The organism is Kitasatospora sp. NPDC004723, from assembly GCF_040609255.1.
In the GTDB taxonomy this organism is placed as follows: Bacteria; Actinomycetota; Actinomycetes; order Streptomycetales; family Streptomycetaceae; genus Kitasatospora.
Genome location: NZ_JBEXJT010000003.1, coordinates 186,278 through 208,628, shown reverse-complemented (window position 1 = coordinate 208,628; position 22,351 = coordinate 186,278). Strand labels below are relative to the sequence as shown.

Below are 22,351 nucleotides of genomic sequence, written 5' to 3'. Positions count from 1 at the left end.
TCTGGGATTCGGATGCCGGGTGGTCAGTCGAGCTGGGGGACGCGGGCCGGGAGGGCGGTGCTCAGCGCGCGCGGCAGGACGCGGGTGCTGAGCAGGCGCAGGCCCTCGGGGCCGGCCGTCACGGTGACCTCGGAGTCGTGCCGGGCGAGTAGCAACGAGCCCTCGGAGAGCGGCAGTTCGTCGGGGCCGCGGGTGGCGGTGCCGGTGCCGGAGAGGATGAACAGGGCCTCCTCGACCCCGTCCCGGACCTCGTGGACCAGGCGCTCGCCGGGCGGCAGCCGCCAGAGGTCGAAGGTCTCCGTCTCGCTGTGCAGCATGCCCCGGCGGGCCAGGCAGGACCAGGTCCGCCGCTCGGGGCCGGCCGCCGCCGGGTCGCAGTCCACCGGCCGGAGCGCGCGGCTGACGATCATCGGGCGGCCCGCCCGGCCGCGTTCTGCCCGGACGTGCCCCGCGCCGGCACCGCGAGTTCGGCGTGGAAGAACTCCAGACCGTCCGCACCGGCCGTGATCACCGCGTCCGCGCCGAACGGCAGGGTGATCGCGGTGCCGGCCGTGAGCTCCACCTCGGTGTCGCCGGCCACGGCCGTGCCGGAGCCGGTGAGCACGAAGACGGTGTGCTCGGCGGTGTGCGCGCCGAACGCGGCCCCGGCGCCGCCGGCCAGCTCCCGGATCTCCACCAGGCGCAGCGGACCGGTGAAGACGCCGGCCGGGTCGACCGCCTTCTCCTCCCGCAGATCGTGCAGCCGCATCGTCTCGTTCTTCCTCTCGATCAACTCGGCGGTCGGGGCGTCGGGGGCCAGTCCGTGCAGCACCTCGGAGGTGGCCGGGGCCGGCATCTCGATGACCAGCCACTCCAGGTGCCCCTCGGGGGCGCTGCCGAAGCCGGGGTCGGTGACGCCCGCGGGGGCGCCGGTGTTGCGCAGGCCGTGCACGGTGCCGATCCCGGTCAGCAGGAGGGAGCCGGGACGGGCCGGCCGCACCTCGCCGTTCACCAGGAACTCGCCGTGGCCGCGGAGGATGAAGTAGATCTCCTCGGTGCGGGTGTGGCGGTGCTCGCCGCTCAGGCCGCCGGGCGGGATCCGGGCGACCTCGATCGCCTCGACCTCGGCCTCCAGGTGCTGCCGGCTGGCGAGCGCCTTCCAGTAGGTGAGGCCGGGGGCGCCGTGCACACCGTGGATCTCGGAGGCGTCCCGGGTGTCCGCGACCAGCAGGCCGCCGGTCGGTGCGGCGTCAGACACGGCTGAGCTCCCGGGCGTTGAGCACCCGGAGGTCCTCGACGGCGACGGCGAGCTCGTCGCGGGTCACGTCGTTGACGAAGACCGCGTCGCCGATGCCGGCCGGCAGCGGCAGGCGCTGCTGGCCGTCGCGGTGGCGGACGGTGTCCTGGAGCGCCGCGTCGAGCAGATCGGCGTCCAGCAGCTCGTTCCAGCTGGGCAGTTCGAGCGCGCGCATCACGGCGAGGATCCGGTCGCGCTGCTCCAGGTCGACCAGGCCGCGGCGCCAGCCGATCAGGGTGGTGAGCGCCATGTCGACGGTGACCGCCTCGCCGTGCAGCAGGGCGGGCAGCGCGCGCATCTCCAGGGTGGGGGAGAAGGTGTGGCCGTAGTCGACGATCCGCTCCAGCTCCGCCTCCCACAGGTTCGGCTGGAGCTCCTCCAGCATGCCGTGGATGGCGCGGCGCAGGACCTCGCCGGCCGGGTCGCCGCCGAGCGCGTCGTCCTGGAACTTCCGCTCGATCAGCGCCGGGCCGTGCTGCTCCAGCAGCTCGAACAGCCGGGCGTCCTTGATCAGGGCCATCTTGAGGATCTCGCCCATGCCGTTGGCGATGTGCCGGCGGTCGACGGTGGCGAGGAAGGAACGGTCGAGCAGGGTGAGCACCGGGGCGAAGTAGGTGCCCAGGCGGTTCTTGTGGCCGTTGAAGTTGACGCCGGTCTTCACCCCGACGCCCGCGTCGACCAGGCCGATCAGCGTGGTGGGCACGCGCACCACCGGGGTGCCGCGGCGGTAGAGGTTGGCCACCAGGCAGACGATGTCCATGAGGACGCCGCCGCCGATCACGATGATCGGCTCGCGCCGGCGGTCGAGGCCGAAGGAGTCCAGCGCGACCACGATGTCGGAGGCGGTCTCGAACTCCTTGAGCGTCTCGTCGGCGCGGACCACCTGGAGGAAGTAGTCGACGCCGTGGTGCTCGAAGTAGCGGCGGATCCGCTCGCCGTGCAGGCGGTCGACCTCGGCGTCGATGACCACGAAGCGGCGGTTGCCGCCCTCGGCTCCGGCCGTCTGCTCGATCAGGGCGGTACTGGCCGGGTCGAAGACGCCGTTGCAGACGCGCACCTCGTACTCGACGGGCTTGACCGCGCGCACCCGCCAGGAGTCCGAGGACCGGCTGTAGGTGAGACCGCTCGGGTAATTCTCGAAGACAAGCATGTCCTTTTCCCTTGTGGAGGCATGGGTGAATTCACGGTGCGGTGGTGGCGGTGCAGGGGGTGGTGATCAGACGGGGTGGCGTCCGAGCGCCACCGCGGCATAGGCCGCGGAGGCGAGCGTCATGTGCCGGTGCCAGCCCTCGAAGGAACGCCCTTCGAAATCGCGCAGGCCGACCCGTTCACCGATGACGGTGCGGTCCTCCTCGACGCCGCCGGCCAGCCGGAAGAGCCGGGGGAATTCGGCGGCCCGGTCCGGTCCGGAATCGGTCAGCCAGAATCCGGAGAACGCGGTGGGGCGCGTCCCGGACTCCGCGTAGAGGAGCAGTTCGGCCGGGGTGCCCGGCAGGGCGACCCGGACCACGTGTGCCTCGACCCCGGGCGGGCCGGAGGTGCCGGCCAGCCGGCGGGCGCCGGCGGAGGCGAACAGCTGGTAGGCGGGCAGGGCCCGGCCGCGGTCACGGGTGGGGGCCGTGACCGGCGTGAGCCGGGTCGTCGGGTCGACCCGGACGGCCACCCGCAGGCCGAGCTCCCGGCCGGCCGCGAACAGCCCGCCCGGTTCGGCCGGGCAGCCGTCCCAGATCAGGGTGGCCGCGGCGGTGGCCGGCAGCCGGTCCGCGAGCGGTCCGAGCAGCGCGGCCTGCCGGTCCAGGGAGTCCCCGGTGGCACAGCTCGCGCCCGCCCCGGGCGGCGTGTGCGGCTCCGGCGGGACGGCCCGGTGGGGCGGGTCCGTCAGCTGGAGCTGCCAGTCGACCGGGGCGTTGAGCCGCGGGGCCAGGTACCAGAGGCCGACGGCCCGCTGGGCCCCGGCCAGCTGGCCCAGCTCGGGGACGAACCGGCGTCCGACGCCGACCGAGCGGGTGCCGGACTTCGGGATGAACATCGGCCGGACCAGCCAGGCGCGGGGGGTGCACGCCTCGACCAGCCGGGCGGCCAGGGCCTCCCGGACCGGCGCCCAGGCCCAGGGGGAGTTGCGGATGAAGTGGTGCAGCCGCTGGACCGCCCCCGGGTCGCCGAGCGTCCGGGCGATGTTGCTGATGGACTTCCGGCCGGCCGTGCCGAGCAGGCCGCGCAGGTATTCCTCGGCCTTGATCCGGTAGTCGGCCCGGTCGAACGAGGCGAAGAGCTGCTCGCCGAGAATTTCCGGGAACGTGTCGACCAGGGGGTCCGCGGCGGCTGCCGTGCTCATGGTGCTCACCTCCTCTCCGGGTTGCGCCGGGCTTTCCGGTGGTTCGCGCGGTGGTGCTTCCGGTGGTGCTTTCGGTGGTGCTTCTGGTGGTGCTTTCGGTGAATTCACCGGCGGGTGTTGCGGTGGGTTCTCCGGTGAATTTTCCGACACTGGAATCATCCGCCGCGGCGGGTATTTCGGTCAATGCGATTCGGACGTCTTCGGCAAGTCGCCCGAGCCATTGTCAGGCGGAATTGCGGAGGCTTTCCCGGATGATTTCCGGGGTGCGTCCGGGCAGGTTTCGGCCGAGCGAGTACGCGGCCGAGACCAGCGTCATGTGGTGGTGCCAGCCGGTGAACGAGCGGCCGGAGAAGTCCAGCAGGCCGAAGTCCGAACCGAGCCGGTCCACGGTGGTCCGGGTGGCCGCGCCGGCGTCCAGCAGCGCGAGCACGCCGGGCGCGTCCTCGGCCAGGTTGGTGAGCCAGTACCGCCGCGGCTGTCCGGGGCCGCCGCCGTGCGCCCAGAGCCGGTGCACGGACGAGCCCTGCGGACCGGATGCGCCGAGCGGGCCGGGCAGCAGGACGGGAGTGCCGCGCAGCACCGGCTGCGGGGCCCCCGGCGTCCGCGGCCGGCGGCGCGGGAACAGCGCCTCGGCCGTCACGGTGCCCTGCTGGAGCCGTCCGGGCCGGCCCGTGGCGGCCTGCAGCACCGGCCGGACGGCCTGGCCGCCGCGGACCTCCAGCAGGTACGGGACGCCCCGCCGGGCCAGCGCGCCGGCCAGCCGCAGCGGCTCGTCCGCCACGCCGAGGTCGGCGACCAGCGGCGCGATCGGGAGGAGGCCGGTGAGCCGGTCGACCATCCCGAGCAGCAGCTCGCCGGCCGAGAACGGGGCGAGGCCGTCGGGGATCCGGGCGCGGGTGCGGCGCTTCGGGTCGTCCGTCCAGCTCGGGTCGAGCAGCAGCGACCAGTCCACCGGGACGGCGTCCCGGTCGGTGGCGACGAACAGTCCGGGCGCGGCCTGGCACTTGACGGTGCGCCCGGCGTCCGGGACGAACCGGCGGTGGACGCCCACCGCCTGGTCGCCGCGCTTGGGGATGACCGCCAGGGTGGCCGTCCAGGCGCGGACCGGGCGGTCGCCGGCGGCCAGCCGGGCCAGCACCCGGCGGGCCGGGCGCCAGTCCCAGGGACTGCCGTTGATGAACTGCTGGAGCGAGAGCGAGGCGGTGGTCGCCGTCGGCCCGGTCGCCAGGCTCGCCGCCATGTTCGACAGGGACTTGCGGCCGGGAGCCGCGAGCAGTCCGTGCAGGTAGGAGCGGGCCCAGCGGCGCTGGTCTATCCGGGTCAGGTGGGCGAAGACCTGCTCGGCGAACCGGGAGACCGCGGCTTCGCCGGCCGGTGACAGGGGTTGAGCGTCCATGTGAGCTCCCCGGGATCGGTGGTGCCGTGAGATGCCTTGAGATGCCGTCCCCAAAAGAATAGCGAACGATCTCTTTGTTTTTGAGTCCCGTGCGGGCCCTGGACCGGTTTTGGCAAGTCCTGGTGCCCGGTGGCCGGAGAACGCGGCACCGCCCGCACCGGCGTCAAACGGCCGGTGCGGGCGGTGGGTTGACCTCGGGTGAGGGCGTGTCCTGGCAGGTCAGCAGCGTACGCCCGGGGCGGGCGGACCGGTCACCGCGCGGCGCCAGAGGCGTCCGAGGCGCTGCCGGACCTCCGCCCGGGCGGCCGGGTCGTCGCCGTCCAGGGTGACGATTCCGCGCCGCAGGGCCTCCGAGCCGACCACCAGGCAGTGGGCCAGCGTCTCCAGGTCCGTGCTGTCGAGGCCGGCGAGGTCGCGGGCCCTGGCGGCGCCGCCGGCGGTGTTCGTGTTGTTGCCGGTCGCGTCGCCGGGGCCGCGGCCGGGGCCCGGGGTGAACGGGTAGACGTCCTCGCGGGGATCGGCCGCGGGGGCGGTGGACCGTTCACGGGCCAGCCGGTCACGCAGGTCCGGGCTCCAGCCCGCGTGCCAGTTGCCGGCCGACTCCGGCTGCTCCCAGGTGAGCCGGGCGGCTGCCCGTACGCTCGGCTCCTCGTCCAGCAGGCGGGTGAGCGTGTCGAGCAACTCCACGACACCCGTGTCGCGTCGCCCGTCCGGCCCGGAGGCTCGGGCGACCGCTGCCCGGGTGAGCGCGGCGGCCTCGGTGCGCACCGCGTCGGCCAGTGCGGCCTTGGACGGGAAGTGGAAGGTGAGCGCCCCCATGGTGACCCCGGCGGTCTGGCTGACCCGGGCCAGTGAGGTGCCCGCGTAGCCGTGCCGGTCGAACTCGGTGGCGGCCGCGTGCAGGAGCGCCCGGTGGGTCTGCTGGGCGCGTTCCTGCTTCATCGCGCACCGCCCGCCCGGCCGGTGGGGCCTCGGTGCGTACAGGTGCCGACGCCCGTGTCCGCTCCCGATCGGCGGGGGCGGGGGACGTCGGGACAGGCTGCGAGCGGGTCGGCCGGGGAGTGAGGGGGGACGAACCACATGGTCGGCGTGGCTCCTTCGCACGGTCGGGGCGTGCCGGTGAGTACCGGTACGGTGACGCTCCGACGTTACGCCTCGGCGCGATGCATACGCACGGCATCCCTGGGATCCTCGGGCGGCTTTGGCATTTCCTTCGCAAATGCCCGCAAGCGGGCGGAGGTCGGGGCATCCGCGGGAGTCGCCTCGGGAGTCGCCTCGGGCGTCGCGGCGGGCGTCGCCCGGGGAGTCGCGGCGGGCGCCGCGGCGGGTTCCCCGGCGAGGTGGGCGCGGTACCAGGGCGCGGCCCCGGCGAGCCGGCGCAGCGGCCCGGGGCCGGGGTCGGTGCCGGTCAGTCGCCAGATCTCCTCGCTGCGGTACCAGTGGTGACGGGCCATCAGATCGAGCTGCCGCTCACCGTACACCCCGGGGACCCTGTCGAGCTCGGCGGCGCAGCGGTCCCACGGCCAGTCGGTCCCGGGTGCCGGCGGAAGTACGCCGTGCTCCGCGAGTGCCGCCAACAGCCGTGCGACGGTGACGGGTTCGGGATGCCCGGCGTGGTGCACCCCGGGCGTGGCCGCCGACGGCTCCGGGGCGAGCGCGAGGTCCGCGATCAGCCGGGCCAGGTCGGTCACGTCGACCAGCGAGAGCAGTGCCCCGCCGCCGTCCCAGCGCGCCGGTACCCGGCGGAGCAGGTCCGCCAGGCAGGGCACCACCCAGCGGTCGCCCGCACCGAGCACCAGCGGGGCGCGCAGCACCACCGCCCCGGCCTCCAGTGCCGCCCGTTCGCCGGTCAGCCGCGTGCGGCTGGCCGCCGAGACCGGCGCGGGCGCCACCTCGTCCACCCCGAGGCCCCGGTGCGGACCGGCACCGTAGACCGCGGAGGTGGAGAGGTGGACGATCCGGCCGACCCCGGCCCGCCCGGCCTCGGCCAGCAGCGCCCGGGTGCCGTGCACATTGACCGCGGCGCACTCCGGCTCCGGGCCGGCGACCAGCGCGGCGAGGTGGATCAGCACGTCCGCGCCGTCCGCCGCGCCGCGCAGCGTCGCCGGGTCGGCGAGGTCCGCCGCGACCGGGACGGTCCCGGCCGGCGCCGCCGAGCGGGTGAGCGCCCGGACCTCGCCGACCCCCGGCAGCGCACGCAGCGCGGCCAGGACGGCGGAGCCGATGAAGCCGCCCGCCCCGGTCAGCAGGACGGTGGGCCCGTCGGTGCCCGCCCGTCCGTCGTTCTTCCCCCGTGTCCCCCGTACCTCGTTCATGCCGGCTGCTTCCCGTACTCCAGGACGTACGCGCGCAGTTCGGCGACCACCGGCGCGGGTGCGATGCCGGGCAGCAGGAACCACCACAGCTGGACGATCCGCTCCGGCAGGTCGGCCCGCCCGGTGCGCAGGTGGGACATGATCTGCGAGCCGGTGTACGCCGCGACCAGTACCTGGGCGAGCTCCTCCAGTGCGAGGTCGTCGAGCAGTTCGCCGGCCCGCCGGGCGGCGTCCAGCTCGGCGCGGAACTGCTCGGCCCACATCTCGTACGGGCTGAAGTCGCGCAGTCCGAGCTGCCCCTGCTCGACGGCGAGGGTCACACCGGCGCGCAGCAGCACGTTCTCCTGCAGCTCGTCGGCCAGGTAGAGGGTGATCCGGATCAGCTGGCGCAGTCCTGTCGGCTGCCCCGGCAGTTCCAGGTCGGAGGCCTGCTCGTCGATGACCGCCTTGGCGAGGTCCTCCTTGGACTTGAAGTGGAAGTACATCGCCCCCTGGGTGGTCCCCGCCTGGTTGATGATCTTGCTGACGCTGGAACCGCTGAAGCCGTACTCGTCGAAGATCTGCGCGGCGGCCCTCAGGATGGTCTCGCGGGTGCGTACGGCTCGTTCCTGCTTGGCTCTTGCCACGAGTAACTCCAAACGTCTCGACAAACAAAAAGAACGACCTCTATGTTATTCGCCATGGGGCCCGGCGTACACACCGGAGCGCCGATCTTTCACCTTGCCTGTGGCCACTCTGGGGGAGTGCATCCATGTTTCGCACAGACCACAGCACCACCGTCTCCACCTCGCTTGACGAAGCCATGACCGGCGCGTCGGCCGCCGCACCGGCCGACGGCCGCACCGACGGCACCGACGGCCCGGCCGTCGCGCCGACCGCCGTGCCCCAGGAGTACGTGCACAAGCGGGCCGCCGAGGAGGTCCTGCTGACCGGCTGGGAGCAGCTGGCCGAGGACTCCTACCGGATCACCGCGCGGTGGCCGCGCGACCACCGCGCCTACGGCGTCCGCAACGGCTACCACGACCCGATGCTCCTGGTGGAGACGGTCCGTCAGACCTTCCCGCTGCTCTCGCACGCGGCCTTCGGCGTCCCGGTCGGCCACCAGCTGATCTGGGACCACTTCGGCTACGCGCTCATCCCGGGCGGCCTGTGGGCCGGCGCGCACGACACGGTCCCGCGCCAGCGCGGCGCCGCCGACAGCGGCGCCGCCCGCGTCCGGCGCGCCGGCGACGCCCACGACGAGGTGCAGATCGACGCCGTCTGCCAGGACGTGGTCCGCCGCGGCAACCGGGTGGCCGCGCTGACGCTCGCCTACGTGGTCAGCCGCGACGGCGAGCCGATCGCCACCGCGCAGACCCGCTTCACCGTCCAGACCCCGGCGATCTACCGGCGGCTGCGCGCCGACAAGGGCGACCCCGCCGAGATGATGGCCCGCGCCGTCCCGCTGCCCGCGCCGATCCCGGTCGCCCGGGCCGGCCGCGCCGTGCCGCAGGAGGTGGCGCTCTCCGCCACCGACCGGGCCCGGCGCTGGCAGCTGCGGGTCGACACCCACCACCCGGTGCACTTCGACCACCCGGTCGACCACGTGCCCGGCTCGCTGCTGCTGGACGCCGCCCGGCAGGCCGCGCAGGCGCTGCACCACCAGGCGCCGGTGATGGCCGTCGCCATGGAGTGCGACTTCAGCCGCTACGTCGAGCTGGACGAGCCCTGCCTGGTCGAGGTGACCCAGCTGCCGCGCGACCCCGCCCGCCGGGACCGCGTCGGGGTGGTCCTGCAGCAGGGCGCGGGCGACCCGTCCTGCTCGATCATCGTCACGGTGGCGCCGCTCACCACGGGCTGACCGGCGATCAGCGAGGCCCGGGCCTGCCGGTACCCCCTGCCGGCGGGCCCCGGCCCTCCCCGCCTCCCGACCCTCTCCCCGGCCTTCCCGTCGGTCCACCCGGCAGGCCTCCCGGCCGCCGCGCACACGGGGCCGCCGTACCCTGGACCCCCGCGCAGGACACCAGGGGGGCCGGACCGCGCATGGAACTCAGACAGCTCCGCACCTTCGAGGCGGTCGTCGTCCACCGCACCGTCACCGACGCCGCCGCGGCCCTCGGCCTCGCGCCGTCCTCCGTCGCCGAGCAACTCCGCACCCTGGAACGCTCGCTCGGCACCGCCCTGTTCGAACGCTCGCCGCGGGCGATGACGCCGACCCCGGCCGGGCGCCGGCTGCTGCCCTGGGCCCGCCGGTTGCTGGACCAGGCCGACCAGGCCCGCCGCGAGGTCACCGCCGCCCGCACGGTCCTGCGGCTCGGCACCCTGGAGACGGTCGCCGCCACCCACGCGCCCCGGGTGCTCGCCCGGCTCACCGGGCACCATCCGGAGCTGGACGTCGCCCTGCACACCGACGCGGACCGGGACGGCCTGCTGCACGGTGTCGCGGCGGGCGGCCTGGACGCCGCGCTGCTGCTGGACACCGCCGGCCCGCTCGGCGAACTCGGCTTCGTCCCGCCTCCGGTCCCGCTGGCCCACCTCGACCTGGAGGACGTCCCCCTCGCCCTGGTCGCCGCGCCCGGGTCCCCCGACCCGGGTCAGCGCCTGCTGGTGAACACGACGGCCTGCTCCTTCCGCCTCGCCGGTGACCGGCTCTTCGGCCCCGAGGTGGAACGCCTGCACACCGGCGACGTCGCCGCCACCCGGGCCTGCGCCGAGCGCGGCCTCGGCATGGCCCTGCTCCCCGAGTCCGCCGTCCACGAGCAACTGGCCGCCGGCACCCTGCGCCGGCTCGCCCCCGCCGTCGCCCCCGCCGTCGCCCCCGCCGTCCCCGCCGCCGTCCCCGCCGCCGTTCTCGTCCCCGCGCTCCGCCTCCGCCTGGTCTGGCGCGCCGACCGCGAGGCCGTGCCGGCCGTCCGCGACGTCCTCCACGCCGCTGCCGCCACCGCGCGCTGACCGCCGTTCAGCCCCGCCAGAGCCGCTCCAGGTGCGCGTGCAACACCTCGGCCGCCCGGCTCTCCGTCAGCTGTCCGACCAGCACGTGCGCGGTCAGCCCGTCCACCAGCGCCAGCAGGGTCCGGACCTCGACCTCCCGCACCTCCGGCGCGACACCCGCCTCGGCCAGCAGTCCGAGGAACAGCTCCTCCGACGCCGCGTACCCCGCCCGCAGCGGCCCGGCCAGCGCCTCGCTCACCGCCGCCTGCGCCAGGAACGCCAGCCAGACCCGCGCCTCGCTGCGGTGCTCCGCCCGCAGCAGCGCCAGCTCCTCCGCCGCGTAGCCGACCGCACTGGCCGAGGACTGCGCCGGGCCGGCGCCCAGCCGCTCCCGCACCCGGCGCTCGATCCGCCCGCCGATGTGCCGGAGCGCGTGGACCAGCATCTCCTCCTTGGTGCGGAAGCACCGCTGGACGGCCCCCATCGAGAGCCCCGCCCGCTCGGCGACGTCCCGCAGCGTGACGCCCTCCAGACCGCTCTCGTCGGCGAGTCGGCAGACCGCCTCGGCGATCACCCGCCGCCGCTCCGCCAGATCCACCTGCCTGGGCACGCCCTGCTCCCCACTTAATCCGATGCGTTCGTATCGGTTCACACACTACGCTTCCGATGCACCTGCATCACTACGTCCCCTCCCCAGGAGCGCAGCCATGTCCGACACCGATCCCTCCGCACTCCCCTGGTCCCTCACCGCCTCAGCCCAGGCCCACGCCGTCCGCACCGGCGAGATCTCCGCCGGCGAGCTCATCGACGCCCACCTCGACCGGATCGCCGAGGTGAACCCCCAGGTCAACGCGATCACCCAGCTGCTCGCCGACCGCGCCCGCGCCCAGGCGGCCGACACCGACCGCCGCCGCGCCGCCGGCGAACCGCTCGGCCCGCTGGCCGGCGTGCCGTTCACGGTGAAGGAGACCACCGCGATCGAGGGCGTCCCGACCACCTTCGGCGTTCCGCGCTTCCGCGACCTGGTCGCCGACGCCGACGCGCCCCCGGTCGCCCGCCTCCGCGCCGCCGGCGCGATCCCGATCGGCCACAGCAACCTCCCCACCCTGGTCCTGTCCGGGATGCACAGCCGCAGCGAACTCTTCGGCGACACCGTCAACCCCTGGGACCCGACCGTCACCCCGGGCGGCACCAGCGGCGGCGACGCGGTCGCCGTCGCCACCGGCATGGCCGCCCTCGGCCTCGGCAACGACTCGGGCGGCTCCATCCGCGTCCCGGCCGCCTTCTGCGGCGTGGCCGGCCTCAAGCCGAGCTACGGCCGGTTCCCCGCCGACCACCGCATCCTCGGCCCCGCCGACCCCGGCCCGGCCTCCCAGTTCCTGGTCGTCGACGGCCCGTTCGCCCGCAGCGTCGCCGACCTCCGGCTCGCCTTCGAACTCCTCGCCGGCACCGACCCGCGCGACCCGCGGGCCGTCCCCGCCCCCCTGGACGGCGAACCACTGCCCGGCCCCGTCAAGGTCGCGGTGGTCGCCGACCCCGGCGGCCACGGCGTCCACCCCACCGCCCGCGCCGCCGTCGCCACCGCCGCCGCCGTCCTCGCCGACGCCGGCTACGACGTCCAGGAGGTCCCCGACGTCCCCCGCCTCGACGAGACCCTCGCCGCCTACGACCTGCTCACCATCACCGAGTTCGCCCCCACCTGGCCGTCCGTCCGCCCCCTCCTCGGCCCCGGCGGCGACCGCTACCTCGCACCCGTCATGGACCGCACCCCGCCGGCCACCTCCGCCGAGTTCATGACCCTGATGGGCACCTGGCTCACCATCCGCCGCGCCTGGGCCGAATTCCTCGCCGACTTCCCCCTCCTCCTCGCCCCCGTCTACACCGACCCCATCCCCGCCCCCGGCCTCGAATCCCGCGACCCCGCCTCCCGCGACCGCGTCGCCACCGCCATGGGCCTCTGCACCGCCACCAGCCTCGCCGGTGTCCCCGCCGTCACCGTCCCCACCGGCCTCACCCTCGGCCACCCCACCGCCGTCCAGCTCATCACCCGCCCCTACCGCGAGGACCTCGCCCTCTACGCCGCCCACACCCTCGAATCCCACCTCCCCCCACTCACCCCCATCACCCCCCGCCCCGAACGAACCCTCCCCGTGTGACCCGAGCCACCACGCCCCGCCGGCGGCCGAGCCCTTGAGGCCCGGTCACCCGGCCGCACACGCAAAACGACAGAGGCTCTGCCGGATTTCTCCGGCAGAGCCTCTGCATTGGGTCGGGGTGGCGGGATTTGAACCCACGGCCTCTTCGTCCCGAACGAAGCGCGCTACCAAGCTGCGCCACACCCCGGTCTTTCTGTTTGTCGCTCCGTCTCCTTCGCGACGAGTAGAACTCTACCGGACGCTCGCCGAGAGACGAAATCCGGTATCTCGGCGAGCGGGGTGGAGGGGGAGGCGGGGGTCAGTGGGGGGTCGGGGTGAGGGTGAGGAGGGTGGCCTCGGGCGGGCAGGCGAAGCGGACGGGGGTGTAGCGGTTGGTGCCGCATCCGGCCGAGACGTGGAGGTAGGAGCGGCTGCCGCCGGCCTGGTGGGTGGAGAGGCCCTTGACCCGCTTGGCGTCGAGGTCGCAGTTGGTGACCAGGGCGCCGTAGAAGGGGACGCAGAGCTGGCCGCCGTGGGTGTGGCCGGCGAGGATCAGCGGGTAGCGGTCGGCGGTGAAGGCGTCGAGGACGCGCAGGTAGGGGGCGTGCACGACGGCGAGGGAGAGGTCGGCGTCGGCGGAGGGGCCGCCGCTGACCTCGCTGTAGCGGTCGCGCCGGATGTGCGGGTCGTCCAGGCCGGTGAACTCCAGGTCCAGGCCGCCGACGGTGAGGCGGCCCCGGGTGTTGGTGAGATCGAGCCAGCCGGCCGCGTCGAAGGCGTCGCGCAGCTTCTCCCACGGGTTGTGCACGGCGCCGCTGATACCGCGTGCGGCGGTGCCGTCGGGGTTGTTCATGCCGTGGACGCCGCTGCGCATGGCCTGGAGGTAGCGGGCCGGGTTCTTGCGGGCGGGACCGTAGTAGTCGTTGGACCCGAAGACGTAGACGCCGGGGAACTCCATCAGCGGCCCGAGCGCGTCCAGGACGGCCGGGACGCCGAGCGGGTCGGAGAGGTTGTCGCCGGTGTTGACCACCAGGTCGGGGCGCAGGCCGGCGAGGCTCTGCAGCCAGCGCTGCTTCCTGCCCTGGTTGCTCACCATGTGGATGTCGGAGACCTGCAGTACCCGGATGGGTCGGGCGCCTCGGGGGAGGACCGGGACCTCGACCCGGCGGAGGCGGAAGGAACGGACCTCGTACCCAACGGAGTAGGCGAGGCAGGCGGCGCCGGTGGCGGCGATTCCGAGGGGAACGGAGTACAGCGGTCGCATCGTTCCATGCTCTCAGACGGCGGATCAGCAGGTGAACTGCCGGTGCGCACAGGGGGGAACGGATCGGGCGGCGGCCGGCGGGTCACTCCCCGTCCCGGTCGCGCCGGGCGCGCAGGGCCCGCACCTTGTGGCGGTTGCCGCAGCGCTCCATCGAGCACCAGCGCCGCCGCCCGGGCCGCGAGGTGTCGACGAAGAGCAGCTGGCAGTTGTCGGCGCCGCACTCGCGGATCCGCTCCGCGTACGGGCCGGTGAACAGGGCGATGGCGTCGCGGGCGACGGTGGAGGCGAGCTGGTCGCCGTCGCCGGGCAGCGGCGGCGCCGCGGTGCCGTCCGGGGCGATCTGCGGGGCGAGCGGGGGCCGGGCGGCGGCCCGGTTGAGCAGGGCGTAGTCGGTGGGGTCCCCGGCGTCCGGGCCGTGGGTGGCGCGGGCCGCGGTGAGCTGCCAGAGGGCGTCCCGCAGGGCGCGGACGGCGGTGAGCTGGTCGTCGGTGATCCGGACGGCGCCGGGCGGTACGGCCAGCCGGGAGCGTCCGGCCCAGTCGGCCAGGTCGGCGGGCCGGTGCAGGATCTCGTACCGGGCGTAGGGGCCGGGGCCGCCGGTGGGCAGCAGTTCCAGGCAGAGCGTGCCGGGGTCGAAGTGGAACCGCGTTCCGCCGGGGGAGTGCAGGACCATGCCGGGGGATCGCTCGTCGGTCATGTAACCACTTTAAAGAGTGGCGAGGGGTGGCCGGGGACGGCGGGATCAGCGGGTTAATGGTGGGCGGTGGAACGCCGCAGGTGGGAGACTCGGGGCCATGACGACGCTCAAGGCGCAGCTGCAGGAGGACCTCACGGCTGCCATCAGGAACCGGGACGAGCTGCGCTCGTCCACCATCCGGCTCACGCTGGCCGCCGTCACCAGCGAGGAGGTGGCGGGGGAGGAGAAGCGCGAGCTCTCCGACGACGAGGTGCTGAAGGTCCTCGGCCGGGAGGCGAAGAAGCGCCGGGAGGCCGCCACGGCCTTCGACAACGCCGGCCGGACCGAGCAGGCCGCCCGGGAGCGGGCCGAGGGCGAGGTGCTGGCCGGCTACCTGCCCAAGCAGCTGTCCGACGAGGAGCTCTCGGCGATCGTGGCCGCCGCCGTCGCGGAGAGCGGGGCGAGCGGGCCGCAGGGCATGGGCGCCGTGATGAAGCTGGTGCGGCCGAAGGTCGAGGGCCTGGCCGAGGGCGGCCGGGTGGCCGCCGCGGTGAAGGCGGCCCTCGCCGGCTGAGCACGGCACGCCGCAGGACGACGAAGAGAAGAGAAAGAGAAAGGGGCGCCCCCCGAGCCGATCGCTCGGGGGCGCCCCTCGTCGTCCACCGGGTGCCCGCTCAGCGGTGGCCGTTGCCGTTGCCGTTCCCGTTCCCGCCGATGACGCCCGGCGGGAAGGTGAAGCCGCCGCCGATCATGCCGCCCGCGTTGGTGCCGGGGTCGCCCGGGTTCGGGGCCGGCGGCGGGTTGCCGCCCGCGTTCGGGTCGGCCGGGTTGGCGGGGTTGGCCGGGGCGGTGGCGCCGGGGGTGGCGTTCGGGTCCGGCTTGGGGGCCGGGTCCGGGATGTCGATGGTCGGCAGCGACTCCTTGGGGGAGCCCTTCAGCGCGCCGTCCATGGCCATCTTCCAGATCGGGCCGGGACCGGTGGCACCGAAGACGCCGTCGGCGCCGTAGTAGGTGTCGCCGATCTTCATGTTCTTCATCTCGACGCCGCCGGTCGGGCCGCCGATCCAGACCGCGGTGGCCAGCTGCGGGGTGTAGCCGCTGAACCAGGCGGCCTTCTTCTTGTCGGTGGTGCCGGTCTTGCCGGCGATCTGCCGGCCGTCCTCCAGACCGAGCGAGGCACCGGTGCCCTTCTCGGTCACGTTGAGCAGGACGCTGTTCATCGCGTCGGCGGTCTGCTCGGAGAAGGCCTGGGTGCAGCTGGTCTGCGGGACGTTGACGTCCTTGCCGTCGACCGTGGTGATCTTGTTGATCGCGATCGGCGTGCAGTGCTTGCCGCGGGCGGCGAAGGTCGCGTAGACGTTCGCCATGGTCAGCGGCGACATCTCCTTGGTGCCCAGGGTGATCGAGGGCACGATCTCCAGCTTGGCGCCGGAGGCGGTGGTGGTGATGCTGAGCTTGTCGAGCATCTGCTTGACGGGGCAGAGGCCCATCTCCTGCTCCATCTGAACGAAGTAGGTGTTGACCGAGAGGGCCATCGCCTGCTTGAGCTCGTAGGGGCCGACCTCGCTCTTGCTCTCGTTCGGGACGTACCGCTCGTTGCCCTTGTAGGTGTTCTTCCAGGTGCCTTCGCAGGTCTTCATCGTCGGCCACTCGATGCGGTTCTCGGACGGGTACGCCTTGGTGGGCGACATCCCGTTCTCGAGCGCGGCCGCGGCGATGATCGGCTTGAACGTCGAACCGGGCTGGAAGCCGTTGCCGCCGCCCATCGCCGCGTCGACGTTCAGGTTGACGACGGTCTGGTTCTTGGCCGGCTCCAGGCCGTACGGGCGGGTCTGGGCCATCGCCAGGATCTTGCCGGTCCCCGGCTCCATCATGGTCGTGGCGGCCGAGACCGGGTCGGTGACCTTGACCTTGCTGGTGACCGCGTTCTGGGCGGCGGCCTGCTTGTCCGGGTCGAGGGTGGTGTAGATGTTCAGACCGCCCTGGTCCCAGAACTTCTTGCGCTCGGCGGCGTTCTTGCCGAACACCGGATCCTGCTTGACCACGTGCCGGACGTAGTCGCAGAAGAAGCCCATGCCCGCCTGGGCGGTGATGCAGCCGTTCTGCGGGTCCTTGTACTTCAGGCCGAGCGGGGCGGCCTTGGCCTCCTTGGCCTGGTCCGCGGTGATGTGCTTGTTCTCGACCATCTTGTCGATCACGACGTTGCGCCGCTTCACGGCGTTGTCGGGGAAGCGCACCGGGTCGTACTGGGACGGGTTCTGCACCAGGCCGGCCAGGGTGGCGGCCTCGGCGATGCTGAGGTCCTTGTTGGACTTGCTGAAGTAGCGCTGGGACGCGGCCTCGATGCCGTACGCCTGGTGACCGTAGAAGGTGATGTTGAGGTAGTTGGTGAGGATCTGGTCCTTGGTCAGGTCCTCCTCCAGCTTGATCGCGACCTTCAGTTCCTGGATCTTGCGGCCCAGGGTCTTGCGCTGGGCCTCCAGGACGGCGGCCTGGTCGTCGCCGGCCTTCTCGACGTTGACGTTCTTCACGTACTGCTGGGTCAGCGTCGAGGCGCCCTGGGAAGCGGTGCCGCTCTCCGCGTTCTTGCTGATCGCGCGCAGCACGCCCTTGAGGTCGACGGCGCCGTGCTCGTAGAAGCGGGCGTCCTCGATGTCGACCTGGGCCTGCCGCATGTACGGCGACATCTGGTCGGCGGTGAGGACGGTGCGGTCGCGCTCGTAGACCTTGGCGATCAGCCCGCCCTTGGCGTCGAAGATCTGCGTCGCCTGGGTGAGCGGCGGGGTCTTGAAGTCGTCCGAGATGTTGGAGAAGCCCTCGGCCGTGTTCTTGGCGGTCAGTCCGAGCGCGCCGACGGCGGGCAGGGCCATGCCGGCGAGCAGGACGCCGGAGAGCACACTGACCCCCAGGAACTTCACTCCGTGTCCCGCGTAGTCCAGCGGTGACCCGCGGCGCTTGCCGCGCGGAGCTCCGGGGTTGCCGGGGGGCGGGGATGCCTGGGGGCGCTTCGGTGCCATGGGGAGAACCCTACGTTGCCGAATGCCACCCACCGGGGCAGGTGTTCGCCTAGGCTTGTCACAAGCTTGCGACAGCTTCGCTGCGTCAGCATCGATCACTCTTGTGAGTGATGAGAATTGCCCGAATTGCCCGATCCTGGTGTGCTTTTGGGGCAGCTGTCGCCCGCTGCACCCCTGTGTCCGGTAGCACTGCGTGACGACCCGCGTGGCGAGAGTGGCGCCCGTGGTCCTGGCAAGGCTTGCGACCTGCGGTCACTCCAACGAGTGAGCTGATCGCCACCCATAGTCCAATCGGGTCATTCGAGATTGAGCCCGAAGGGGCTGTTGCAAGCTGTCGTTCTTCCGTAACGTCCTCAACTGGCAACGGTGAATATGCCGTTGCCGCCGTGGGGGAGCCTCGATTCGGGAGAGGACGGCGCCAGCATGGGCTGGGTAGACGACTGGAGTGCGCAGGCCGCCTGCCGCACGAGTGATCCGGACGAACTGTTCGTCCAGGGGGCGGCGCAGAACCGCGCCAAGGCGGTGTGCAGCGGGTGCCCCGTGCGCACGGAGTGCCTGGCGGACGCGCTGGACAACCGGGTGGAGTTCGGGGTCTGGGGCGGGATGACCGAGCGCGAGCGCCGGGCGCTGCTGCGCCGTCGGCCGACCGTGATCTCGTGGCGGCGGCTGCTGGAGACGGCGCGCACCGAGTACGAGGCCTCGCTGGCCACCGGCGTGATACTGACGGACTACGCCCAGGCGGGCTGAGCCCCCGGAGGAACGGTCGGTCAGCCCGGGCTGGGGGGCCCGGGCCGGACCGCGGCGCGGACGGTGGTCAGTCGGCGGAGCCGCTGAGCCGTTCGCCGATCGCCCGTAGTCCGTCCAGGTCGTGGACGTCCCCGGGCAGCGCCGCGACCTCGACGATCGGCACGTCCGGGTAGACCGAGACGAAGCGGTCGCGGGTCCGGCGCTCGCGCACCATCACCTGCATCCGCTCGGCGTGCAGTCGCAGCAGTCCGGCCGCGAGCACTTCGGCCTCCGGCGAGGCGTGCTCCGAACCGTTCTCCTCCAGCGCCTCCGCCGCGGCCAGCGCCCGTTCGGCGGTGAGCTGCGGCGCGCCCGTTCCGTGCACCCGGTTGAGCACCAGCCCGGCCAGCGGCATCCGGTCGGCGGCTAGCCGGTCCACGAAGTACGCCGCCTCGCGCAGCGCGTCCCGCTCCGGCGCGGCCACCACCAGGAACGCCGTGCCCGGCGCCTGGAGCAGCTGGTACGTGCGGTCGGCGCGCTCGCGGAAGCCGCCGAACATCGAGTCCATCGCGCTGACGAAGGTCTGCACGTCGGTCAGCAGCTGGGCGCCGAAGATCTTGCCGAGGGTGCCGGTGAGCAGGCCCATCCCGGCGTTCAGGAACTTCATCGCGGACCGGCCGCCGACCTTGGCCGGTGCGGTCAGGATCCGGATCACCTTGCCGTCCAGGAACGAGCCGAGCCGGTTGGGCGCGTCCAGGAAGTCCAGCGCGGAGCGCGACGGCGGGGTGTCGACGACGATGAGGTCCCACTCCTCGGCCGCCCGCAGCTGGCCGAGCTTCTCCATCGCCATGTACTCCTGGGTGCCCGCGAAGCCGGCCGACAGGGACTGGTAGAAGGGGTTCTCCATGATCGCGCGGGCCCGCTCGGGCTCGGCGTGGGCCAGCACGACCTCGTCGAAGGTCCGCTTCATGTCGAGCATCATGGCCTGCAGCTCGCCGTCGCCGCCGACGCCCTTGACGATCCGCGGAGTGTTGTCGAGCTCGGTCAGCCCCATCGACTGCGCCAGCCGGCGGGCCGGGTCGATGGTCAGCACGACGACCTTGCGGCCGCGCTCGGCGGCCCGCAGGCCGATCGCCGCCGCGGTGGTGGTCTTGCCGACGCCGCCGGAGCCGCAGCAGACGATGATCCGGGTCTTCGGGTCGTCGATCAGCCCGTCCACCGCGAGCCGGTTGCCGCTGCCCGTACCGCCGCCGCTCACGTTGTTCCGCCCGCTCACGTCGTTGCGCCCGCTCACGCTGCCCCCTGACGCTTCAGTTCGCCCGCCAGCCGGTAGAGCCCGCCGAGGTCCACACCCTCGCCCAGCAGCGGAAGTTCGTACGTCGGGAGCTTCAGCTGCTGCAGGTCGGCGCGGCGCGCCCGCTCCAGCTCCACCCGCTCGGCGTGCTCCCTGGCCTGCTCCAGCAGCGGGTCGAGCAGTGGCTCGACCGCCGCCCGGACGGTCTCCGGCTTGCGCGAGCGGCCGCCGAGGCCCGCCTCGCCGAGGGCCAGCGCGACCTCCTCGCGGTGGTCGCCGTCCACCGCGGCCACCGCCGCCGCGTCCAGCACCGGCGGGCGGACCATGTTGACCAGCACCCCGCCCACCGGCAGCCCGGACTCGCGCAGCTCGGCGATGCCGTCCACGGTCTCCTGGACCGGCATCTCCTCCAGCAGGGTGACCAGGTGCACGGCGGTCTCCGGCGACTTCAGCACCCGCATCACGGCCTGCGCCTGGCTGTGGATCGGCCCGATCCGGGCCAGCCCGGCCACCTCGGAGTTGACGTTCAGGAAGCGGGTGATCCGCCCGGTCGGCGGGGCGTCCATCACCACCGCGTCGTACCGCCGCCGGCCGTCCGGGCCCTTGCGGCGGGCGGCCTCGCAGGCCTTGCCGGTCAGCAGGACGTCCCGGACGCCGGGGGCGATGGTGGTGGCGAAGTCGACGAAGCCGACCTTCTGCAGCGCCTTCCCGGCCCGGCCGAGCTTGTAGAACATGTCGAGGTACTCGAGCAGCGCCTGCTCGGTGTCGATGGCGAGGGCGTGCACCTCGCCGCCGGCCGCGGTGCCGTCCTGCGCCGGCGGCAGGCCCAGCTGGGCCGGGGTGACCGAGGCGATCCTGCGCTCCTCGTACGGCAGCGCCGCTATGCCGAACAGCTCGGCGATGCCCTGTCGGCCCTCCACCTCGATCAGCAGCGTCCGGTGGCCCCGCGCGGCGAGCGCGAGCGCCAGGGCCGCGGCCACCGTGGTCTTCCCGGTACCGCCCTTGCCGCTGACCACGTGCAACCGCACGCCCTCCCAGTCGGGATCGCGCCGGGCCGCCTGGCCGGGGGTGCGTGCCACGCTCCGTCTCCGTCCGTCTCCGAGGGCCGGCACCACACGGGTGCCCTTCCGCGAGGGTAACCAGGGACCGCACCGGATGCCGGGACTACCCCGGGGGCCGGGCCTGAATCATGCCCGCTTTGTGGGCCACTTCACACGCCGGAGCGCGCCCGGGCGCGAACCGTGCCGGTCCGCCGGGACGGAGCGTCTAGAGTCTGGCCATGACCAAGTGGGAATACATGACGGCACCCCTGCTCGTGCACGCCACGAAGCAGATCCTGGACAACTTCGGCGAGGACGGCTGGGAGCTCGTCCAGGTCGTACCGGGTCCGAACCCGGAGCAGCTGGTGGCCTACTTCAAGCGGGAGAAGCGGGCATGAGCAAGGTCGAGGAGAAGCTTGCCGAGCTGGGGCTGACCCTGCCGCCGGTGGCCGCCCCGGTCGCCGCCTACGTCCCCGCCGTGCGCACCGGTGAGTTCGTCTTCACGTCCGGCCAGCTGCCGATGGTGGGCGGCAAGCTGCCGAACACCGGCAAGGTCGGCGCCGAGGTCACCCCGGAGGAGGCCAAGGAGCTCGCGCAGATCTGCGCGCTGAACGCGCTGGCCGCCGTCAAGTCGGTGATCGGCGACCTCGACCTGGTCGAGCAGGTCGTCAAGGTGGTCGGCTTCGTCGCCTCCGCCCCCGACTTCACCGGCCAGCCCGGTGTGATCAACGGCACCAGCGAGCTGCTCGGTCAGGTCCTCGGCGAGGCCGGTGTGCACGCCCGCAGCGCGGTCGGCGTCGCCGTGCTGCCGCTGGACGCCCCCGTCGAGGTCGAGCTGCAGGTCCGGGTCCGCACCGGAGCCTGAGCCGCACCGGGACGCACCCGGGACGCACCCGGACCGGAGGACCCTCCCGGGCGGGGTCGGACAACGGATCACCCCTGTCCAACCCCGCCCCCGGGCGCTTAGCATCCGGGCATGGACCAGCGAGCAACGACGCTCCCGATGCCGCCCGGCTGGCCCGCCCGGATCCGGGCGGCCGACGCGGGTGAGCTGACCCCGCCCGTGCCGAAGCCGTCCGCCACCGTGGTGCTGCTCAGGGACACCGCTGCGGGCGCCGCCCCCGAGGCCTACCTGCTGCGCCGCCGCACCTCGATGGCGTTCGCCGCCGGCATGTACGCCTACCCGGGCGGCGGGGTGGACCGGCGGGACGCCGAGGCGGAGCTCGGCTGGGCCGGCCCCGGTCCGCGCGCCTGGGCCGAGCGGCTCGGGGTGGACGCCGCGACCGCGCAGGCGGTGGTCTGCGCCGCGGTCCGCGAGACCTTCGAGGAGGCCGGCGTCCTGCTGGCCGGCCCGGACGCCGGGAGCGTCGCCGAGCCGCGCGACTGGAGCGCCGAGCGCGCCGCCCTGGAGGCCCACGAGCTCTCCTTCGCCGAGTTCCTGCGCGACCACGGCCTGCTGCTGCGCAGCGACCTGCTGGCCGGCTGGGCGCGCTGGATCACCCCGGCGTTCGAGGAGCGCCGCTACGACACCTGGTTCTTCGTCGCCGCCCTGCCGCCCGGGCAGGACGCCGCCCGCGAGGTCGGCGAGGCCGACCGGGTCGCCTGGCTCACCCCGGACGAGGCCGTCCGCGGCTACCAGGAGGGCCGGTTCGGCATGCTGCCGCCGACCGTCACCGTGCTGCGTGAACTTCGGCCGGTGCACAGCGCCGCCGAGGCGCTGGCGGCGGCGGCAGGCCGTTCGCTGGAGCCGGTGCTCGGCCGCGCCGAGGTGCGCGGGGAGCGGCTGACCGTCCGTTGGCCGGGGTACGACGAACTGACCATCGACGGCACCTTCCCCGAGGAGCGGGTCGGCTGACGGCGCGCCGCCGTCCAGTACTGTCCGCTTCCAGCACCGCCCGTTTCCACCACTGCTCGCTCCGACCCGAGTCCCCTTCCACCCGAGTCCCCGCAAGAGGAAAGGACCGACG

22 protein-coding genes and 1 tRNA gene are annotated in these 22,351 nt (G+C 73.6%); 8 read left to right on the top strand and 15 right to left on the bottom strand.

Annotation, left to right across the window (positions count from 1 at the left end; all coding sequences use genetic code 11):
- Positions 1–23: 23 nt before the first annotated feature.
- The 8 genes from ABZW10_RS05645 to ABZW10_RS05610 all read right to left on the bottom strand — a co-directional run bounded on the left by ABZW10_RS05645 (position 24) and on the right by ABZW10_RS05610 (position 7,948).
- Complete coding sequence (locus tag ABZW10_RS05645; RefSeq protein WP_355360411.1) at positions 24–410, bottom strand: hypothetical protein; 387 nt, start codon at positions 408–410, stop codon at positions 24–26.
- Entirely contained in the window at positions 407–1,237 is an 831-nt protein-coding gene (locus ABZW10_RS05640; protein WP_355360408.1) for a cupin domain-containing protein, read from the bottom strand. Before ABZW10_RS05640 ends, ABZW10_RS05645 begins: the two co-directional genes overlap by 4 nt.
- The gene (locus tag ABZW10_RS05635; protein ID WP_355360406.1) at positions 1,230–2,426 is read right to left on the bottom strand and encodes a sedoheptulose 7-phosphate cyclase; all 1,197 of its coding nucleotides are present in this window, start codon (positions 2,424–2,426) and stop codon (positions 1,230–1,232) included. The genes ABZW10_RS05640 and ABZW10_RS05635 overlap by 8 nt, the downstream gene beginning before the upstream one ends.
- Positions 2,427–2,492: 66 nt before the next feature.
- Positions 2,493–3,611 (bottom strand): transposase, encoded by a 1,119-nt coding sequence (locus ABZW10_RS05630; RefSeq protein WP_355360403.1) that lies wholly within the window; start codon positions 3,609–3,611, stop codon positions 2,493–2,495.
- Positions 3,612–3,834: 223 nt separating this feature from the next.
- Positions 3,835–5,007 (bottom strand): transposase, encoded by a 1,173-nt coding sequence (locus ABZW10_RS05625; protein WP_355360400.1) that lies wholly within the window; start codon positions 5,005–5,007, stop codon positions 3,835–3,837.
- 219 nt (positions 5,008–5,226) lie between these two features.
- Positions 5,227–5,949 (bottom strand): TetR family transcriptional regulator, encoded by a 723-nt coding sequence (locus tag ABZW10_RS05620; RefSeq protein WP_355360397.1) that lies wholly within the window; start codon positions 5,947–5,949, stop codon positions 5,227–5,229.
- Positions 5,950–6,155: 206 nt separating this feature from the next.
- Entirely contained in the window at positions 6,156–7,322 is a 1,167-nt protein-coding gene (locus tag ABZW10_RS05615) for an NAD-dependent epimerase/dehydratase family protein (protein WP_355360394.1), read from the bottom strand.
- Positions 7,319–7,948, bottom strand: a complete 630-nt coding sequence (locus tag ABZW10_RS05610; RefSeq protein WP_355360391.1) for a ScbR family autoregulator-binding transcription factor — start codon at positions 7,946–7,948, stop codon at positions 7,319–7,321. The genes ABZW10_RS05615 and ABZW10_RS05610 overlap by 4 nt, the downstream gene beginning before the upstream one ends.
- Positions 7,949–8,073: 125 nt before the next feature.
- Between ABZW10_RS05610 and ABZW10_RS05605 the strand changes: the two genes are divergently transcribed.
- Together ABZW10_RS05605 and ABZW10_RS05600 are read left to right on the top strand one after the other, a co-directional pair.
- Positions 8,074–9,162, top strand: a complete 1,089-nt coding sequence (locus ABZW10_RS05605; RefSeq protein ID WP_355360388.1) for a ScbA/BarX family gamma-butyrolactone biosynthesis protein — start codon at positions 8,074–8,076, stop codon at positions 9,160–9,162.
- Positions 9,163–9,344: 182 nt separating this feature from the next.
- On the top strand, positions 9,345–10,253 hold the full coding sequence (locus tag ABZW10_RS05600) for a LysR family transcriptional regulator (RefSeq protein ID WP_355360385.1): 909 nt from the start codon (positions 9,345–9,347) through the stop codon (positions 10,251–10,253).
- A gap of 7 nt (positions 10,254–10,260) precedes the next feature.
- On the opposite strand, the gene ABZW10_RS05595 is transcribed toward ABZW10_RS05600, so the two are convergent.
- On the bottom strand, positions 10,261–10,842 hold the full coding sequence (locus tag ABZW10_RS05595; protein WP_355360382.1) for a TetR/AcrR family transcriptional regulator: 582 nt from the start codon (positions 10,840–10,842) through the stop codon (positions 10,261–10,263).
- A gap of 97 nt (positions 10,843–10,939) precedes the next feature.
- On the opposite strand from ABZW10_RS05595, the gene ABZW10_RS05590 reads away from it, so the two are divergent.
- Entirely contained in the window at positions 10,940–12,388 is a 1,449-nt protein-coding gene (locus ABZW10_RS05590) for an amidase family protein (protein ID WP_355360379.1), read from the top strand.
- A 113-nt stretch (positions 12,389–12,501) separates the two neighbouring features.
- On the opposite strand, the gene ABZW10_RS05585 is transcribed toward ABZW10_RS05590, so the two are convergent.
- From ABZW10_RS05585 to ABZW10_RS05575, 3 genes are all read right to left on the bottom strand, one after another.
- Positions 12,502–12,575, bottom strand: a tRNA-Pro gene (locus tag ABZW10_RS05585).
- Between the two features lie 111 nt (positions 12,576–12,686).
- Positions 12,687–13,631, bottom strand: a complete 945-nt coding sequence (locus ABZW10_RS05580) for a metallophosphoesterase (protein ID WP_355360376.1) — start codon at positions 13,629–13,631, stop codon at positions 12,687–12,689.
- Between the two features lie 82 nt (positions 13,632–13,713).
- The gene (locus ABZW10_RS05575; RefSeq protein ID WP_355360373.1) at positions 13,714–14,328 is read right to left on the bottom strand and encodes a CGNR zinc finger domain-containing protein; all 615 of its coding nucleotides are present in this window, start codon (positions 14,326–14,328) and stop codon (positions 13,714–13,716) included.
- A gap of 97 nt (positions 14,329–14,425) precedes the next feature.
- Here ABZW10_RS05575 and ABZW10_RS05570 point away from each other — a divergent pair, with 97 nt between their 5' ends.
- A complete protein-coding gene (locus ABZW10_RS05570) occupies positions 14,426–14,881 on the top strand; it encodes a GatB/YqeY domain-containing protein (RefSeq protein WP_355360370.1) in 456 nt (151 codons plus the stop codon).
- A 100-nt stretch (positions 14,882–14,981) separates the two neighbouring features.
- Here the strand turns inward: ABZW10_RS05570 and ABZW10_RS05565 are convergent, their stop codons facing one another.
- Positions 14,982–17,324, bottom strand: coding sequence for a transglycosylase domain-containing protein (locus ABZW10_RS05565; protein ID WP_355360367.1), 2,343 nt, complete (start codon positions 17,322–17,324; stop codon positions 14,982–14,984).
- A 423-nt stretch (positions 17,325–17,747) separates the two neighbouring features.
- Here ABZW10_RS05565 and ABZW10_RS05560 point away from each other — a divergent pair, with 423 nt between their 5' ends.
- A complete protein-coding gene (locus tag ABZW10_RS05560; RefSeq protein ID WP_344338874.1) occupies positions 17,748–18,071 on the top strand; it encodes a WhiB family transcriptional regulator in 324 nt (107 codons plus the stop codon).
- A 67-nt stretch (positions 18,072–18,138) separates the two neighbouring features.
- Here the strand turns inward: ABZW10_RS05560 and ABZW10_RS05555 are convergent, their stop codons facing one another.
- Entirely contained in the window at positions 18,139–19,326 is a 1,188-nt protein-coding gene (locus ABZW10_RS05555; protein WP_355360918.1) for an ArsA family ATPase, read from the bottom strand.
- Between the two features lie 14 nt (positions 19,327–19,340).
- Positions 19,341–20,423, bottom strand: a complete 1,083-nt coding sequence (locus ABZW10_RS05550; RefSeq protein WP_355360363.1) for an ArsA-related P-loop ATPase — start codon at positions 20,421–20,423, stop codon at positions 19,341–19,343.
- Positions 20,424–20,623: 200 nt separating this feature from the next.
- On the opposite strand from ABZW10_RS05550, the gene ABZW10_RS05545 reads away from it, so the two are divergent.
- The 3 genes from ABZW10_RS05545 (at position 20,624) to ABZW10_RS05535 (ending at position 22,239) form a co-directional block, all read left to right on the top strand.
- Positions 20,624–20,782, top strand: a complete 159-nt coding sequence (locus tag ABZW10_RS05545; RefSeq protein ID WP_158845411.1) for a DUF4177 domain-containing protein — start codon at positions 20,624–20,626, stop codon at positions 20,780–20,782.
- Positions 20,779–21,249 carry a RidA family protein gene (locus ABZW10_RS05540; RefSeq protein ID WP_355360359.1) on the top strand — a complete coding sequence of 157 codons (471 nt, stop codon included), beginning with the start codon at positions 20,779–20,781 and terminating at the stop codon, positions 21,247–21,249. Before ABZW10_RS05545 ends, ABZW10_RS05540 begins: the two co-directional genes overlap by 4 nt.
- A 111-nt stretch (positions 21,250–21,360) precedes the next feature.
- Positions 21,361–22,239 carry an NUDIX hydrolase gene (locus tag ABZW10_RS05535; protein ID WP_355360356.1) on the top strand — a complete coding sequence of 293 codons (879 nt, stop codon included), beginning with the start codon at positions 21,361–21,363 and terminating at the stop codon, positions 22,237–22,239.
- Positions 22,240–22,351 lie beyond the last annotated feature (112 nt).

Excerpts from the sequence above, each read along its gene's own strand:
- ABZW10_RS05645 (WP_355360411.1), bottom strand. The coding sequence starts at position 410 with ATGATCGTCAGCCGCGCGCTCCGGCCGGTGGACTGCGACCCGGCGGCG.
- ABZW10_RS05635 (WP_355360406.1), bottom strand. The coding sequence starts at position 2,426 with ATGCTTGTCTTCGAGAATTACCCGAGCGGTCTCACCTACAGCCGGTCC.
- ABZW10_RS05630 (WP_355360403.1), bottom strand. The coding sequence starts at position 3,611 with ATGAGCACGGCAGCCGCCGCGGACCCCCTGGTCGACACGTTCCCGGAA.
- ABZW10_RS05625 (WP_355360400.1), bottom strand. The coding sequence starts at position 5,007 with ATGGACGCTCAACCCCTGTCACCGGCCGGCGAAGCCGCGGTCTCCCGG.
- ABZW10_RS05620 (WP_355360397.1), bottom strand. The coding sequence starts at position 5,949 with ATGAAGCAGGAACGCGCCCAGCAGACCCACCGGGCGCTCCTGCACGCG.
- ABZW10_RS05615 (WP_355360394.1), bottom strand. The coding sequence starts at position 7,322 with ATGAACGAGGTACGGGGGACACGGGGGAAGAACGACGGACGGGCGGGC.
- ABZW10_RS05605 (WP_355360388.1), top strand. The coding sequence starts at position 8,074 with ATGTTTCGCACAGACCACAGCACCACCGTCTCCACCTCGCTTGACGAA.
- ABZW10_RS05600 (WP_355360385.1), top strand. The coding sequence starts at position 9,345 with ATGGAACTCAGACAGCTCCGCACCTTCGAGGCGGTCGTCGTCCACCGC.
- ABZW10_RS05590 (WP_355360379.1), top strand. The coding sequence starts at position 10,940 with ATGTCCGACACCGATCCCTCCGCACTCCCCTGGTCCCTCACCGCCTCA.
- ABZW10_RS05580 (WP_355360376.1), bottom strand. The coding sequence starts at position 13,631 with ATGCGACCGCTGTACTCCGTTCCCCTCGGAATCGCCGCCACCGGCGCC.
- ABZW10_RS05575 (WP_355360373.1), bottom strand. The coding sequence starts at position 14,328 with ATGACCGACGAGCGATCCCCCGGCATGGTCCTGCACTCCCCCGGCGGA.
- ABZW10_RS05570 (WP_355360370.1), top strand. The coding sequence starts at position 14,426 with ATGACGACGCTCAAGGCGCAGCTGCAGGAGGACCTCACGGCTGCCATC.
- ABZW10_RS05565 (WP_355360367.1), bottom strand. The coding sequence starts at position 17,324 with ATGGCACCGAAGCGCCCCCAGGCATCCCCGCCCCCCGGCAACCCCGGA.
- ABZW10_RS05560 (WP_344338874.1), top strand. The coding sequence starts at position 17,748 with ATGGGCTGGGTAGACGACTGGAGTGCGCAGGCCGCCTGCCGCACGAGT.
- ABZW10_RS05545 (WP_158845411.1), top strand. The coding sequence starts at position 20,624 with ATGACCAAGTGGGAATACATGACGGCACCCCTGCTCGTGCACGCCACG.
- ABZW10_RS05540 (WP_355360359.1), top strand. The coding sequence starts at position 20,779 with ATGAGCAAGGTCGAGGAGAAGCTTGCCGAGCTGGGGCTGACCCTGCCG.
- ABZW10_RS05535 (WP_355360356.1), top strand. The coding sequence starts at position 21,361 with ATGGACCAGCGAGCAACGACGCTCCCGATGCCGCCCGGCTGGCCCGCC.